The organism is Vibrio pomeroyi, from assembly GCA_041879425.1.
GTDB classification, from domain to species: domain Bacteria; phylum Pseudomonadota; class Gammaproteobacteria; order Enterobacterales; family Vibrionaceae; genus Vibrio; species Vibrio pomeroyi_A.
On the sequence record CP090854.1, the window covers coordinates 2,296,040 to 2,311,481 of the forward strand.

11 protein-coding genes and 4 tRNA genes are annotated in these 15,442 nt (G+C 45.3%); 4 read left to right on the plus strand and 11 right to left on the minus strand.

Annotation, left to right across the window (positions count from 1 at the left end; translation table 11 throughout):
• Window positions 1-9: 9 nt before the first annotated feature.
• Window positions 10-630: a dimethylsulfoxide reductase subunit B gene (gene dmsB, locus L0992_10015; protein XGB66059.1), complete on the plus strand. Its 621-nt coding sequence runs from the start codon at window positions 10-12 to the stop codon at window positions 628-630.
• A gap of 1 nt (window position 631) precedes the next feature.
• Window positions 632-1,477, plus strand: a complete 846-nt coding sequence (locus L0992_10020; protein XGB66060.1) for a dimethyl sulfoxide reductase anchor subunit — start codon at window positions 632-634, stop codon at window positions 1,475-1,477.
• Window positions 1,478-1,656: 179 nt separating this feature from the next.
• On the opposite strand, the gene L0992_10025 is transcribed toward L0992_10020, so the two are convergent.
• Window positions 1,657-2,895 carry a CinA family nicotinamide mononucleotide deamidase-related protein gene (locus L0992_10025; protein XGB66061.1) on the minus strand — a complete coding sequence of 413 codons (1,239 nt, stop codon included), beginning with the start codon at window positions 2,893-2,895 and terminating at the stop codon, window positions 1,657-1,659.
• 209 nt (window positions 2,896-3,104) lie between these two features.
• Here L0992_10025 and L0992_10030 point away from each other — a divergent pair, with 209 nt between their 5' ends.
• Window positions 3,105-4,013 carry a DUF3943 domain-containing protein gene (locus L0992_10030; protein ID XGB66062.1) on the plus strand — a complete coding sequence of 303 codons (909 nt, stop codon included), beginning with the start codon at window positions 3,105-3,107 and terminating at the stop codon, window positions 4,011-4,013.
• A gap of 232 nt (window positions 4,014-4,245) precedes the next feature.
• Window positions 4,246-4,758: a transcriptional regulator gene (locus L0992_10035; GenBank protein XGB66063.1), complete on the plus strand. Its 513-nt coding sequence runs from the start codon at window positions 4,246-4,248 to the stop codon at window positions 4,756-4,758.
• 95 nt (window positions 4,759-4,853) lie between these two features.
• Here L0992_10035 and nspC read toward each other — a convergent pair whose 3' ends face one another.
• From nspC to uvrY, 10 genes are all read right to left on the minus strand, one after another.
• Window positions 4,854-5,987 (minus strand): carboxynorspermidine decarboxylase, encoded by a 1,134-nt coding sequence (nspC, locus tag L0992_10040; GenBank protein XGB66064.1) that lies wholly within the window; start codon window positions 5,985-5,987, stop codon window positions 4,854-4,856.
• A 210-nt stretch (window positions 5,988-6,197) separates the two neighbouring features.
• Window positions 6,198-7,448 (minus strand): saccharopine dehydrogenase family protein, encoded by a 1,251-nt coding sequence (locus L0992_10045; GenBank protein ID XGB66065.1) that lies wholly within the window; start codon window positions 7,446-7,448, stop codon window positions 6,198-6,200.
• An 8-nt stretch (window positions 7,449-7,456) separates the two neighbouring features.
• Complete coding sequence (locus L0992_10050) at window positions 7,457-10,396, minus strand: pyridoxal phosphate-dependent class III aminotransferase (GenBank protein XGB66066.1); 2,940 nt, start codon at window positions 10,394-10,396, stop codon at window positions 7,457-7,459.
• A 973-nt stretch (window positions 10,397-11,369) separates the two neighbouring features.
• Window positions 11,370-11,445: transfer RNA gene (locus L0992_10055), tRNA-Gly, on the minus strand.
• 32 nt (window positions 11,446-11,477) lie between these two features.
• Window positions 11,478-11,564, minus strand: a tRNA-Leu gene (locus tag L0992_10060).
• An 80-nt stretch (window positions 11,565-11,644) separates the two neighbouring features.
• A tRNA-Gly gene (locus L0992_10065) sits at window positions 11,645-11,720 on the minus strand.
• Window positions 11,721-11,757: 37 nt separating this feature from the next.
• Window positions 11,758-11,831: transfer RNA gene (locus L0992_10070), tRNA-Cys, on the minus strand.
• 266 nt (window positions 11,832-12,097) lie between these two features.
• Window positions 12,098-12,655 (minus strand): CDP-diacylglycerol--glycerol-3-phosphate 3-phosphatidyltransferase, encoded by a 558-nt coding sequence (gene pgsA, locus L0992_10075; protein XGB66067.1) that lies wholly within the window; start codon window positions 12,653-12,655, stop codon window positions 12,098-12,100.
• 46 nt (window positions 12,656-12,701) lie between these two features.
• Entirely contained in the window at window positions 12,702-14,468 is a 1,767-nt protein-coding gene (gene uvrC / locus L0992_10080; GenBank protein ID XGB68719.1) for an excinuclease ABC subunit UvrC, read from the minus strand.
• 81 nt (window positions 14,469-14,549) lie between these two features.
• The gene (gene uvrY / locus L0992_10085) at window positions 14,550-15,194 is read right to left on the minus strand and encodes a UvrY/SirA/GacA family response regulator transcription factor (protein ID XGB66068.1); all 645 of its coding nucleotides are present in this window, start codon (window positions 15,192-15,194) and stop codon (window positions 14,550-14,552) included.
• Window positions 15,195-15,442 lie beyond the last annotated feature (248 nt).

The window sequence follows — 15,442 nt, forward strand, 5'->3', positions numbered from 1 at the left end:
TAGGTTGGAATGAAACAATACGGCTTTTACATTGATTCAAGTAAATGCACGGGTTGTAAAACCTGTCAGCTTGCTTGTAAAGATTATAACGATCTAGACATCAAAACGAACTACCGTCGCGTATACGAATACGCAGGTGGTGGCTTCACTCAAGATGGCGATACTTGGGTTCAGAAAGATGTCTTTTCTTACTACCTATCTATCGCTTGCAACCACTGTACTAACCCTGCGTGTGTGAAAGTGTGTCCTTCGGGCGCAATGCACAAACGTGATGAAGACGGCTTGGTTGTGGTTGACGAGAGTGTGTGTATTGGTTGTCAGCACTGTAGCAATGCGTGTCCTTACGGCGCACCACAATACAATGCTAAGAAAGGTCACATGACCAAATGCGATGGTTGTTACCAACGTGTTTCTGAAGGCAAACAGCCTATCTGTGTTGAGTCTTGCCCACTTCGTGCATTGGAGTTTGGTGAAATCAATACACTTCGCGAGAAGTACGGTTCTGGTGCAGATGTGGCGCCACTGCCATCTTCAACCGAAACGCTGCCAAACATCGTGATTAAGTTGAACAAAAACGCGAAGCCGACTGGAGATACCAGTGGTCACCTAGCAAACCCGAAGGAGGTGTAAGATGATTTTTCATGAGTGGTCTTTGATCTTCTTTACGGTACTGGCTCAAACTGCCGTAGGTGGTTACTTACTTATTGGTGCTCGTGCACTGGTACTTGGTCATGACGAAGAGAAACTAAACAGCTACAAGGTTCCAATGTTCATTCTGTGGGCATTAATGGGTCTTGGTTTTATGTTCTCGACAACGCACCTAGGTTCTCCACTGCGCGCATTTAATGCCTTTAACCAATTAGGTTCTGCTTGGTTGTCTAACGAAGTGTTCTTCGGCGCGGCATTCTTCGCAGTAGGCGGCCTACAGTGGCTACTGTCTGTAGTTAAAAAAGGTGGCGTGGCTATCCAGAAAGCACTGATGGTCGGCGCTATGGTGCTGGGTGTTATCTTCATGTACGCGATGATCAACGTATACATGATCAACACAGTACCTACATGGGACAACATCTACACACCACTGAGCTTCATCATGACGATGGTTGTGGGTGGCTTGCTGCTGTCTCAGTTCGTGATTGTGTTCGCAAACGACAGCCGCTTTACGGTTGACCGTAATATCACCATGCTGGCTGTGATTGCGGTTGCGATCAGCTTACTTGTGACAGTAGGCAAACTGAACCTAATCGGTGACATCCAAACTTCAGCAGCAAAAGCCTCTGAGTTGGTTGACGGTTTAGGCAGCTATGTGATTCTTCAAGTTGCATTACTGATGGCAAGCTTACTGATTTGGATTCTACCTATGCTAAACAAAGCAAAAGTGAACCCAGTAAACCTAGGCCTAGCATTGGTACTGTTCTTAGCTTCAGAATTAATTGGCCGTGGCTTGTTCTACAGCCTACACATGACAAGCGGTTTGTAATCACTTACTCAGTTTAAGTGCTAGCTACAAAGCTATTCGCCACTTGTTGGCTTATCTAGAAGGCTAGATAAACAAAAGGCCCCACAACCATATGGATGTGGGGCCTTTTTATTTGTTCTGTTTTAACCTTAGTTCAAGAGGTCTTGACTCAAGAAAACTTGGTTAACGACAAGAGCTGCTTACTTGATGATCGCTGAAGGGATAAACATATCCTTCACGCGTTTTAGTGAAGAATAGTCACCAAACATAGGTTTGCTATCTAAGTGTCTTCTCAGCATATCCGCCGCAACAGTTTTGATAATGGTACGTGCATCTTCACGATTGTATTGGCGATAGAACTCTAGCACTTGTCCCCACTCACCCGCTTCGCTCGATAGCGCAATACTGAATGTATTGCCGTCTAACTTACCCGTCACCAAGGCCAATTCCGTACCGCACTTTTCTCTGGTTGCACCCGCCAAGGCAAAAGTCGCCGCTAATGGATCGCTCTTTTCGAGTTCACTCTCTTTTGGTTCAGCCATTACCCATGAGTGACCAAAGCAATCTTCAACCTGCTCATTCGATTGCAACCAAGCCGAAAGCGCACCTTTGGTCGACACTTCAGATACAGACAAGGTTTTCTCTCTCTCTGCCATGATATGGCCAATATGATCAATCATCGGCTCATCAACACTGACTACGTTGCTCTCTAACAGCTTGTAGACCATTTGTAGCAGTTTGACGCGCGTTTCTAAGCCAGACTTAGGCCCAAATAGTTTCACCTCAATGAACGGCAGATAAGAGCGATAGCCTAACTCATAGCCTTCAGGCAGTTTTAATTGGTCTAATACATCCGAGATACCTGACTCAGATAAGCCAAACGTAAACAAGCGACTGCATTCTGAAGCAACCACTTGAGGATACGTGCGTGACAAATCAGGTAGGATTTCAAAGGTCACCATGCGCTTGAATTCACTCGGTACACCCGGCGTGAAGTAGAAAGTCGCATCGTTGATTTTCAGCTTAAAGCCACATGCGGTGCCAACAGGGTTATCGACAATCTCAGAGCTTGCTGGCAGCAAGGCTTGCTTAAGGTTGCTGTCAGGCATCGGCATACCGCGTCCTGAGAACATCTCTTCCATACGAGCCAGCCATTCAGGGAACATGACTAACTTTTGCTCGGAAGCAGCGGCAGCGGCGGCAGCACTCATGTCATCGGTTGTCGGCCCTAAACCACCATTGACGATAACCACATCATAGTTAAAGCTCAGCATCAGCAGTTCTTCAACCAGAGCACTCATTTGGTCACCCACAGTGGAGCGTTTCGCAAGAGCAAAACCGTGCTGATAAAACTCACCAGACATCCAAGCTGCGTTTGTGTCTACAATGTCTCCGTGAAGAACTTCTTCACCTGTGCTTAACATTGCGATTTTCGTCATATTTCTATCCCTTGTGGTCATAAAAAGACACTGCATTATTCATAAACTGGTCTATGGTTGAATTTGAGACATTTCAGCTTTTCACAAATATTAATAATGTTAAATCTAAGGTTTTCTTAGGAAAAGCGACAAATTATTAGTTCCCTAAATCAGGCGTTTAATAGATAATTGTGACTCTGATCAATTCTTAACTTCTCATGGAGACCCTTGTGGCCAAATCACCGTTACTAGCAAAGGTTACTGCTGCATTTTCAATGCTAATGTCAGTTAACTCGGTTGCAAGCCAATACGACTTCGACCAGCCAATCAACCTTTCTTATTCGGATGAATGTGCTCAAGATTACTGTGTTAATGATAGCTTGTACACCTACAAGCCTAATACCAATTACGCACTGAGCGAATCAAGTGACGAGTACGACTTCTCAATTCAACAACCAAAACACATGTTGGTGAGCCAAGAGAAGGATTGGGACTACCTAATGGGCCAAACCTACACCATTTTGGGCTTAAGTGTCGCTACGGTGGGTTTGATGACTCTACTCCCTGAAAGTATCACTAAGTGGGATGATGACCAACGTGACATCAGTTCATTAGGTAAAAAGTGGAAGGATAACGTGTCTGATGGCCCAGTATGGGACCGAGATGAACACTTCCTAAACTACGTAATGCACCCATATTTTGGTGGTGTTTACTACACCGCAGCTCGACACGCAGGTTACGATGAGTTTGAGTCTTTCTTATACTCTTGGACTATGTCGACGTTCTTCTGGGAATACGGCGTAGAAGCGTTTGCTGAAGTACCATCATGGCAAGATCTGTTCATCACTCCATTCTTCGGTGCGGTTGTTGGTGAAATGATGCTAGAAGCAGAGCAAGACATCATTGCTTCAGGCGGCGAAGTGATGGGCTCTCAAACCATGGGTGATGTGTCTCTATTTTTCCTAAACCCTGTTGGACACATTCACTACTGGGTAAGTGATGCTTGGGGCGGTGACGCAGAAGTTAATCTGAATACTAACCCTTGGTGGGATAACCAAGACGCCGCTCGATTCGCATACGATGCTGGCGCACCCTACGATTCTCAGTTTGTTGGTATGAACTTTAAAGTAACCTTCTAATACAGCAACCTAATTACTTTCGTAAAAACAAAACTCTTCTAAAAAGCGGCTCTCTAGCCGCTTTTTTTGTGCCCTACTCTTCATTCTCTTTTTTTGCATCACAGCTTAGTTTCAAAAATTGACACAGGTCAAACATTGTTCGATGTAACCTTCTACACTGAAATTAAAGAACTTTATCGCGTGATATCAAACATTTAATTAGCAACGATTTATTGAGACTTTGGGGGCTGATATGAACAGTACATTTATCGTAAACTTTATCGGAAAAGCATCACCAGCAACAATCAAACAACTTGCTGCGGTTACTCACGAAAACGACGGAAAATGGCTCATCAGTAAAGTGAATTTTATTGAAGACCAAGTCGCAGGCGTACTCAAGGTTCAACTTCCAGCCATCAACGAATCGATTGTTAAAGAGGCCTTCAGCGCTAATCCTGATCTGATCGTGCAGTTTGTTGATTCAGACCATTCGCACAATGTGCAAGACACAATCCATCACCTAAGACTCGACTCAAACGACCGAGCAGGTATCGTTAATGAAGTAACTCATGTGCTGGATAGACAAGGTATCAGCATTCTCGATATGGACTGTCACCGAGTCTTTATCGCAGGTGGCGGTGGTGTAAGCTCAAGCCTATTCACTTCTAAAATAGCGGTTAAGCTACCAATCGAAGTTCAAATTGATGATGTGGTCAATGAACTAGAAACTCTCAGTGAAGATACTCGTGTGATGATTGAGGGCTAGTGGTTAGTTCTTAACGACACAAACTAAACGTTATCTAAAAACAAAAAGAGCAGCTCATCCGCTGCTCTTTTTATTTTTCTGAACAATAAAGTCCGTTATTTAACTGACCATTGTGACAATGAACGTTTGAAGTCTTCATAGCCAAACTCATTCAGTTTTTGAACGTCGCCATTGCTGCGCTCGCAGTAGATTGAGGGCATTTTAAGGCCATTGAACCAGTTCAGTTTCACCATGGTATAGCCTGCGCTGTCCAACAAGTGAAGTTTTTGACCAATCTTTAGTGGCTCATCAAAGCTCGCTTCACAGAACTGATCCCCCGCCAAGCATGAACATGAGCCAATCACATAGTTATGGCTACCACTTTCGGACGCTTCTAATACCGATGCTGGTTCATTATAGATAAGCGTATCAAGACGGTGTGCCTCGGTTGCAGAATCGACAATTGCCGTTTTCTTCACGTTCTCAACAATATCTACCACTGTCACAACCAAGTCTGTTGTTTTAGTGATGATGGCTTCGCCCGGCTCAAGGTACATCTGCACGCCGTGCTTTTCAGAGAAGGCTTTTAGCGCAAGGCCCAGTTTCTCTATGTCATAGCCAGGCCATGTGAAGAACACACCGCCGCCCATGCTCACCCAGTCTAACTTATCTAGGTGCTCACCAAACTGTTCTGAGATTGAATCAAGCAAACCAATAAAGGCATCGACGTCTTTGTTCTCACAGTTCATATGGAACATCACGCCACTAATCTCGTCGAAGATCTCTGGCTTAATGTGGTCAGCTTGAACACCTAAACGAGAAAATTGACGCGCAGGGTTTGCTAAGTCTTGTCCTGCGTAGCTTACACCCGGATTTAGACGTAAACCCAGCGACGCTTTACCTTCAACAATATGACGGTACGCTTCGAATTGGCTTTGCGAGTTGAAGATCATCTTGTCGCAAATATCCGCGACTTCTTTCACGTCATCTTCGCTGTAACCCACACTGTAAGCGTGCGTTTCGCCGCCAAAGGTTTCGTGACCAAGTTTCACTTCGTATGGACCAGAGCTTGTCGTGCCATCGAGGTAAGGCTTGATGATGTCAAACACGCCCCATGTAGAGAAACACTTCAGTGCCAATACCAGCTTCACACCTGAAATTTCTTTCAGCTGCTTGGCTTTCTCTAAGTTCGCAATCAACTTGTCTTCGTTGATCATGAAATAAGGCGTTTTTAGTTCGTTGTTTTGCATGTTAATACCTCGCGGCCCTCGAGTTCACGAAGGCACATGATAATCGAACAAAGCCGACGCAACAGCATCGGCTTGTAATTATATGTTCTCGTCATTCCGACGACTTTGGGTTGAATTCGCAGAACTTTACCCTTGTAGCTAGGACATCGCGCGGAGTTTACGAATGTAAATGAGCACGATGAACAACGCAACGAGGGCAAAGAGCCAGAATTACTTCAAAGTATGGATTAGAGGTAGACCTTGACCTGGCTCTAGCTCTTGAACGTGCCAATCTAGACCGATTTCTGGCATCGTTGCTAGGAACGGGTCTGGGTTTAGCTGTTCCATGTTGAACACGCCTTTGTCAGCCCATTCGCCACGGAAGAACTGAAGTGCAGCCGTAATAGCTGGAACACCTGTTGTGTAAGAGATAGCTTGGTGTTCTACGTCTTCGTAAGCCACTTCGTGGTCTGCGTTATTGTAGATGAACACGCTGCGCTCTTTACCGTCTTTCTTACCTTGAACCCAAGTACCGATACACGTTAAACCTGTGTAACCCGGAGCCAAAGATGTTGGGTCTGGCAGTAGCGCTTTAAGAACGTGTAGAGGCTGAACCACAGTGCCGTCATGCAGTGTTAGCGGATCTGGGCTAAGAAGGCCGATATCACGCATGCAGTTGAAGTAGTTCAGGTAAGCATCACCAAAGCCCATCCAGAATTCGATACGCTTAGCTGGGATGAATTCCTTCATTGAACGAACTTCATCGTGCGCCATTGAGTAAACTTTGTGAGAACCACAGTTAGGGAAATCAAACTCAAGCATACGAGAGTGACAAGGTACTTGTTTCCACTCTTCATTTTCCCAGTAGAAAGAATCGCCTTGAATCTCAAGCATGTTCGTTTCTGGGTCAAAGTTAGTCGCAAACTTCTTACCGTGATCGCCAGCGTTTACGTCCATTACGTCGATCGTATCGATCTCATCGAACAGGTGCTTAACCGCGTGCGCTGCAAATACTGAAACCACACCTGGATCGAAACCCGCACCAAGAATACCTGTGATGCCTGCCTCAGCAAACTTCTCACGGTAGCCCCACTGCCAATCGTAAGCTTGTGGTACTTGTTGGCCTTCAGAACACAGGTCAACCGCTACTGATGTATCTAGGTAAGATACTTTTGCTTGGTAACACGCTTCCATGATCGCCATGTTTACCCAAGGAGGACCAGCGTTGATGACTAGGTCTGGTTTCACTTCGTTAATCAGAGCAACAAGTGCATCAACATCGTCAGCGTTTACAGCGCGAGCTTCTAGTTTTTTAGTTGAATCTTTAAGGTTGTTTTTACCTTTGATTGATTCGATGATTTTTTCACACTTCGCGATTGTGCGAGAAGCGATTGTGATATCACCCAGTACTTCGTTATTTTGTGCTGCTTTATGTGCAACAACCCAACCAACGCCGCCTGCACCAATTTGTAGAATAGCCATAGTATTAATTACCCTTGTTGTTCTGCTAGCTCAGTGGCTAGAATTTGAATTTTGTTAATTAGAGATTTGAAATCTGAAGTCTTTAGGCACGGATTCAAGATAGTAAATTTAAGTGCACTCTTACCATCCACGACCGTTTCACCCAATACCGCAACGCCACGAGTCAGCGCTTCCAGTCTTAGCGTTTGATTCAGTTTGTCTAAATCTAGCTCACCGTTTGATGACGGCTTAGATCGGAACAGCACTGTTGATAGTGAAGGCTCCGCGAGTAGCTCTAAGTCAGTTTGGTTTTGAATCAGGTCTGCCACTTCTAGCGTTTGCTCGAGAAGATGGTCGTACATATCGCCCAATTGTTTTGGACCAACACTTTGCATCGTCATGAAGACTTTCAATGCATCAAAACGCTTGGTTGTTGCAATGGACTTGTCGACTAAGTTCGGCAGCTCATCGTGTTCACGGTTTAGGTAATCTGCGTGATGCAGAAGGTACTTAAAGTTCGCTTTGTCTTTCAACAACACCGCGCCGCAGCTGATTGTTTGGTAGAAAAGCTTATGGAAATCGACACTCACAGAGTCCGCTTTTTCGATACCTTGTAAGCGAGTCTTGTGGCTACTCAAGATAAGCGCGCCACCGTAAGCACTGTCGACATGGAACCAAAGGCCTTGTTGACTAGCGATATCTGCAATCGCATCAAGGTCGTCGATAGCACCATGATCGGTTGTACCCGCCGTCCCAACTACCGCAAAAGGAATCAGACCTTGAGCTTTAAGTGCTTTGACTTCTGCGTCCAACAAATCAGGTTTAATGGTGCCGTTTGCGTTTGTCTCAACACAGCACACCGCGCTCTCGCCTAAACCAAGCAATGAAGCAGATTTTTGAACCGTGAAGTGAGATTTGTTTGAACACAAGATACGCAGCTTGCTTGCATACTCTGGTAAACCCATCTTTTGGATTGAGTGACCATCGTGCTTATCCGCAACCCAGTCTCTCGCTAGCAATAAGCCCATTAGGTTACTTTGCGTGCCGCCACTGGTGAACACACCGTCCGCTTGCTCGCCAAGTTGGTACTTTTCACACATCCAATCAACCACGCGCTGTTCAACGTAAGTTGCAGCCGATGCTTGGTCCCATGAATCCATTGATTGATTCAGAGCTGCGATAATGGATTCCGCTGCTACTGATGCCATAAGAGGAGGCGTATGAAGGTGTGCAATACAGTCAGGGTGTTGCACAAAGATGGAGTTAGCAGCGACAAGGTCTGCAGTGCTATCTACAACGTCAACCAAAGCGTGTTGGTTGTTGTCTAAGTCGACAGCCTTGATTGCAGCCTCTAGCACTTTTGGTTCTAGACCTGAGTATGGCGTTTCAACCTGCTCGAAAACCGCTTTCATCGCCTGAGTGGTTTGGTTCATCACGTTAGCGAATTCGTCGCTACCGCCTAGGCCGGTGTGAATAAAGTGCTTGTTCCACTCTTGGTTTGCTTGCTCACTTGAAGCTTGATCTTCTTGAACACCTCCGCCAGCAGCAATAATGGCTTCTTCCATCACGCGCAGTGCAAAGTCTATCTGCTCAAAAGAGATAATCATCGGTGGCAGGAAGCGAATCACAGAGCCATCACGACCGCCCTTCTCGACCATCAAACCACGCTCTAATGCTGCGCGCTGAATCGCTAGGGTCAGTTCGCCGTCTGATTTCGGTTCACCAAATTTGTTGAGTTCGCCGTTTGGTTGCTTGATCTCAGCACCAAGCATTAAGCCCTTACCACGAACCTCAGCAATACAGTTCACGCGAGATTGAATCTTCTCTAACCCGTGACGTAGGTATTGGCCTGCAATGTTTGCGTGCTCGACTAAGCCATCTCGCTCGATGATTTCTAACGCTTTCGCACCAGACACCATTGCCAGTTGGTTACCACGGAAAGTACCCGTGTGCTCACCCGCTTTCCATGTGTCGATGCTCTTATCGAATACGAGCAGCGACATAGGCAGTCCGCCACCAATCGCTTTAGACAAACATAAGATATCAGGGTTAACGCCTGACTCTTCAAACGCAAATCGATGACCAGTTTTGCCGACACCACACTGAATTTCATCAAAAATCAGTAGGATACCGTGTTCATCACAGATGCGACGTAGACCTTGTAACCAAGACGCAGGAGCCGGAATAACACCGCCCTCACCTTGCACAGGCTCAACGATCATCGCAGCCGGTTTCATGATGCCAGACTCGTCATCGTTCAACATACGTTCGATGTAACGAATGCTTGCGTTAGCACCCGCTTCACCACCAATGCCAAACGGGCAGCGTAGGTTGTATGGGAAAGGCATAAAGTGCACATCAGACATCAAGCCGCTACGACGCTCTTTGGTGCCGAGGTTACCCATCATGCCCATGGTGCCGTTGGTCATGCCATGGTAAGCACCACGGAAAGCAAACATGGTGTTACGACCTGTGGTTTGCTTCGCTAGCTTGATTGCTGCTTCAACAGCATCAGCGCCTGACGGGCCACAGAATTGAAGAACCGAGTTATCTGAAAAGTCTTGAGGAAGAAAAGCTTTAACTCGCTTGATAAACGTCTCTTTTGCTTGAGTCGTAATATCCAAAGTTTGGTATGGCAGACCTGAATCAAGTTGGTCCTTAAGTGCTTGGTTAATCTCCGGGTGGTTATAACCCAAAGAAAGTGTACCTGCACCGGCTAAGCAATCGAGAAAGAGTTGGCCACGTGTATCTTCAACTAAGGCACCACATGCTCGCTTAATAGCAATAGGGAGGCGTCTTGGGTAAGAACGTACATCCGACTCATGCTGTTCTTGCTCAAGCAAAATAGCGTCAGGTGTAAGATCGTAAGTTCCCTCTACGATAGGAACCATAGTTGAAAATGAATTTGCGATAGTATTGATATCGACTTCAAAGGCGGTAGTCATAAAAGTCCCCTTGAATGTGTTCATACTCACCTCCATCAGACGCAATTACACACCGACCCTCTGTTGATTTAGAGAGAGTTCACGGTGAAGCACGCGTATTGTCTAGAAATGAGATATAGCTGTACGCTCGCATAAGTCAAATGACGAATACGAAATTAGGCCGTCTTAAGACAGCGAAGAATTGTTAGCGAAAGCTCAAGGTTCAGTAATGCTACTGTTTTGAAGAATTGGACATTTTTGCAGGATCGGGCAGCTATGAGGAGCTGGTCCCTTTGGAAATGCAGAGCTGATTAGCAATGTTGTAGTTAGTGTGTTCAATGTTGGGTTTCCCATTAACATGGCGAACTGCGCCATAAGTATCCCGTCTATCAGCTAAAGGACTAGCCAATACCTACCCTACGTAATGTCCCAATCAGCAAGAATGGTCATCACGCGTATCCCCCAGAAGCAATCACGGCTCTTTTTGAGCATCGGTCATTCCGAGATTGCGCGGGAAAGTAACATAAAGTGAAACGAACTATCAATAGTTTTTAATGATGGCTTAATAAATAACGGAAGTGACGGAAAGATCGTTGAAAATATCATCAACACAGCCTTTCATGACAGAGATCCCCGGTTCGCTCGTTCCTCACGCCCGAGGATGACGACGTGGGGTTAGAAACGTTGCTAAAGAAGCTTTAAAGCTGGATGCTTGTGTCACTCCTTAGAATCGGAAACGACCTCATAGCGAATCTTGCACTGAAACCAACACAGTTCACCACACGGAAAGGAAATTGAAAGTTAATCACCTGCCCGCATTTAAGTCATTCCCTAGAACGAGGGAGCGAGTTCATAGGGAATCTCGCTTTTAAAAGCTAAGTGATATAACGAATTTGATAACGAAGGTTTTGCTATTGAAATGAAGCTTGGGCGCAGGTTCGAAAAATGAACACAGATATGGAAACGCTGAACGGCAGAAACCAAAAAGCCCGAACATTTCTGTTCGGGCTTTTTAATTTGGAGCGATACATCGGGTTCGAACCGATGACCTCAACCTTGGCAAGGTTGCGCTCTACCAACTGAGCTAGTATCGCATTTGCTTTATCGAGATAAAGACTTTAATAGATGGTGCCCCGGGCCGGACTTGAACCGGCACAACGCGAACGTCGAGGGATTTTAAATCCCTTGTGTCTACCAATTCCACCACCAGGGCACGCAATTCTTTATTGCGATGCCGATTACTGAAAAGTAAAACACCATCTTAATGCTGACGCCAATCAACATTACAAAATTTGGAGCGATACATCGGGTTCGAACCGATGACCTCAACCTTGGCAAGGTTGCGCTCTACCAACTGAGCTAGTATCGCATTTTCATTCATCTTCTTTCTAAAAGGAAAGAGAGAATGGAGGCGCCTCCCGGAGTCGAACCGAGGTCCACGGATTTGCAATCCGCTGCATAGCCACTCTGCCAAGGCGCCTTAGTAACTCCAACTGAATCGCTCATTGCCATCCTCTTGGGTACGGGATGCATTCTACGGATTCAGACGATTGAGTCAATATTATTTTTGTATTTTTAATTCGTTTGAATAGATTTCATACGAAACAGGCCAAATAGCTGACTTTATGTGCAAAAGACACTGTGAGCAGGTTATTCAAAGGAGATCTATATCACATTAGATATCCAGTATTGATAACTTAGCCTTAGGTTAAAGATCAAAAAAGCGAGCCTCAGCTCGCTTCTTCATCAATGGTGTTTTTCGTCTAACAAATCGTCTTTGGCGGCCATCAAGTATTGCGCCATTGACCAATAAGTAAGAACGGTTGCGACATACAGTGCAATGTAACCTACCCACACCATCCAGTCGTCGTATCTCCAGATAAGTACCCAAAGAGCGAACATCTGAGAAACCGTTTTAACTTTACCGACCCAAGATACCGCAACACTTGCGCGTTTGCCGATTTCAGCCATCCATTCGCGAAGCGCTGAAATGATAATTTCACGAGCTATCATGGTCACCGCTGGGATAGTTATCCAAATCGAGTGATAGTGCTCAGTAATCAAAATAAGAGCCGTAGCCACCAGCACTTTATCGGCCACTGGGTCAATAAATGCGCCGAAGCGAGATGTTTGCCCTAACTTACGAGCAAGCATGCCATCTAGCCAGTCAGTAAAACCTGCTACCCAAAACACCATCGCAGCAGCAAAAGGAGCCCATTGATAAGGTAGGTAAAAAACAACAACGAATACTGGGATCAAAAATAGTCTCAGTAAGGACAAAATGTTAGGTATATTCAAACGCATATTATTGGGCTCTTATTAATTGCGCTTTAATGGTGCGGGATTTTTACTATTGTTTCAATGCTTGATAAATGTTTTCTGCCAAAGAATGACTAATGCCCGGCACTTTGGCTATTTCTTCGACAGTTGCACGCTTAAGTTCTTGTAAGCCACCCATATATTTCAGCAAAGCTTGACGACGCTTAGGTCCTACCCCTTCAATTCCTTCCAAAGCACTGGTTCTGCGCGTTTTACCGCGTTTCGCTCGGTGCCCTGCAATCGCATGATTATGGCTTTCATCTCGAATATGTTGAATAAGGTGCAACGCTGGTGCGTCACTGGGTAAATTAAACTCTTCCCCTTCAAGGGTCACTAGAGTCTCTAAACCAGGTTTACGGGTTACCCCTTTCGCAATACCCATCATTCTCGGTCTAAACGGCCAGTCACCCCAACATTGAGAAATAATCTCGTGAGCACGGTTAAGCTGTCCTTTACCACCATCGATGAAGATGATGTCAGGGATCTTGTCTACATCAAGCTGCTTCGAATAACGTCTCTCAAGTGCCTGTGCCATTGCCGCGTAATCATCACCACCGGTAATGCCAGTGATGTTGTAACGGCGGTATTCTGGTTTCACAGGACCTTCCTGATTGAACACCACACAAGACGCAATCGTGCTTTCACCCATGGTATGACTGATATCGAAACATTCCATGCGTTTAATTGCATCCATCGACAACACTTCTTGCAGCTCTTTGAAGCGCTGATTGATGGTCATCTTGTGATTAATCTTGGTCGTAATCGCCGTTAACGCGTTAGTATTCGACAATTTAAGGTAGCGACCACGAGTACCGGAAGGGTTGGTGTTGAAGTGGATCTTACGACCCGCAACTTCACACAAAGCTTCTTGAATCGGTGTGACGTCTTCCATTAGGTCCGCGTTCAGAATCAAACGGGTTGGGATGGTTCTCGCTTCATTATGCGCTAGATAATACTGGCTTAAAAAGCTCGAAAAGACCTCTTCTCGCACCGTATTGTTTGGAATCTTAGGGAAGTGGCTGCGGCTACCTAAGACTTTACCTTGGCGAATCATCAAGATATGGATACACGCCACGCCATTCTCTTGAGCAAAGCCCAACACGTCCATATCTTCCATAGAGTCGTCAGATACATACTGTTGTTCTTGCACACGTCGAATCGCTTGGATTTGATCGCGGAAAGCGGCAGCTTGTTCAAAGCGAAGCTCTCGGCTGGCCGTGTCCATCTTCTCGATGAGCGTCTCTAGCACCAGCTTATCTTTCCCTTGCAGGAATAGACGAACATAGTCGACAAGCTCGCTGTACTCTTCATCAGAGATAATCGAGCTGACACATGGCGCAGCGCAACGACCAATTTGATACATCAAGCATGGACGCGTTCGGTTGGCATAAACCGTGTCTTCACATTGACGAGCAGGAAAGATTTTTTGGATTAGGTGTAGCGTCTCACGCACAGCGCCGGAGTCAGGATAAGGACCAAAATATTCACCCTTTTTCTTTTTAGCTCCACGGTGCATCGACAAACGAGGATGCTTGTGACCGCTAATGAAAATATAAGGGTACGACTTATCATCACGCAGAAGTACGTTGTATTTAGGTAGATACTGCTTGATGTAGTTGTGCTCAAGAATAAGAGCTTCGGTTTCCGTGTGCGTTACAGTCACATCGATCTTGTCAATATTGCTGACTAGAGCGCGTGTTTTTTCACTGTCGACTTTTTTACGGAAATAACTGGAAAGGCGTTTTTTGAGGTTCTTAGCTTTACCGACGTAAATAACGACAGCCTCGGCGTTATACATTCGATAAACGCCGGGCTGTTCTGTTACTGTCTTGAGGAATGAGACTGAGTCAAACAAGTTGGTCACTATACGATCTCAGTGTTAAAGGGTCTCAGTGTCTAACATTCCATGTCTAATCGCTAAGTGCGTCAGCTCTACATCGCCACTGATATCCAGCTTGCTGAACAAACGGTAGCGGTAACTGTTGACTGTCTTAGGACTTAGATTGAGTTGTTCTGAAATATCCGTCACTTTCTGACCTTTGGTAATCATCATCATGATTTGAAGTTCACGTTCAGATAAGTCTGCGAATGGATTTTCAGACGCAGGCGAGAATTGGCTCAATGCCATCTGCTGCGCAATTTCTGGTGAAATGTATCGTTGGCCACTGTTAACCACTCGAATTGCATTTACCATTTCATCCGGACCTGCACCTTTAGTAAGGTAACCTGCAGCCCCAGCTTGCATCACTTTAGTTGGAAACGGATTTTCCGTATGAACAGTTAAAACGATGATTTTAATATCAGGGTTGAAACGCAAGATTTTCTTGGTTGCTTCTAAGCCACCAATACCAGGCATATTCATATCCATCAAAATAACGTCAGTATTGTTAGTACGACACCATTTTGCAGCATCTTCACCGCTTTCAGCTTCCCCTGCTACGTTCATTCCACGGACGTCTTCAATAATACGTCGTATCCCTGTGCGAACCAGCTCGTGATCATCTACAAGGAAAACATTTATCAAACTTGTATCTCCACACTATTAATTGGCTCTGCAACCACTGTGTCGTTTCATCTGTTTGAAACAATTGAACAAAGGAACAGTGGATCGCAGCATTGAGTACATCTTAACTTAATTAGTAAAAAAAAGCTCTGTTGAATATGTGCTGAAACACGAACTTTAGCAAGTACTTATTTATAAATAAGCCAGCTAAAACAACAAGCTTTTGGTAAAAATCAACTAGTTAAAACAACACCCAATAAAATTACACA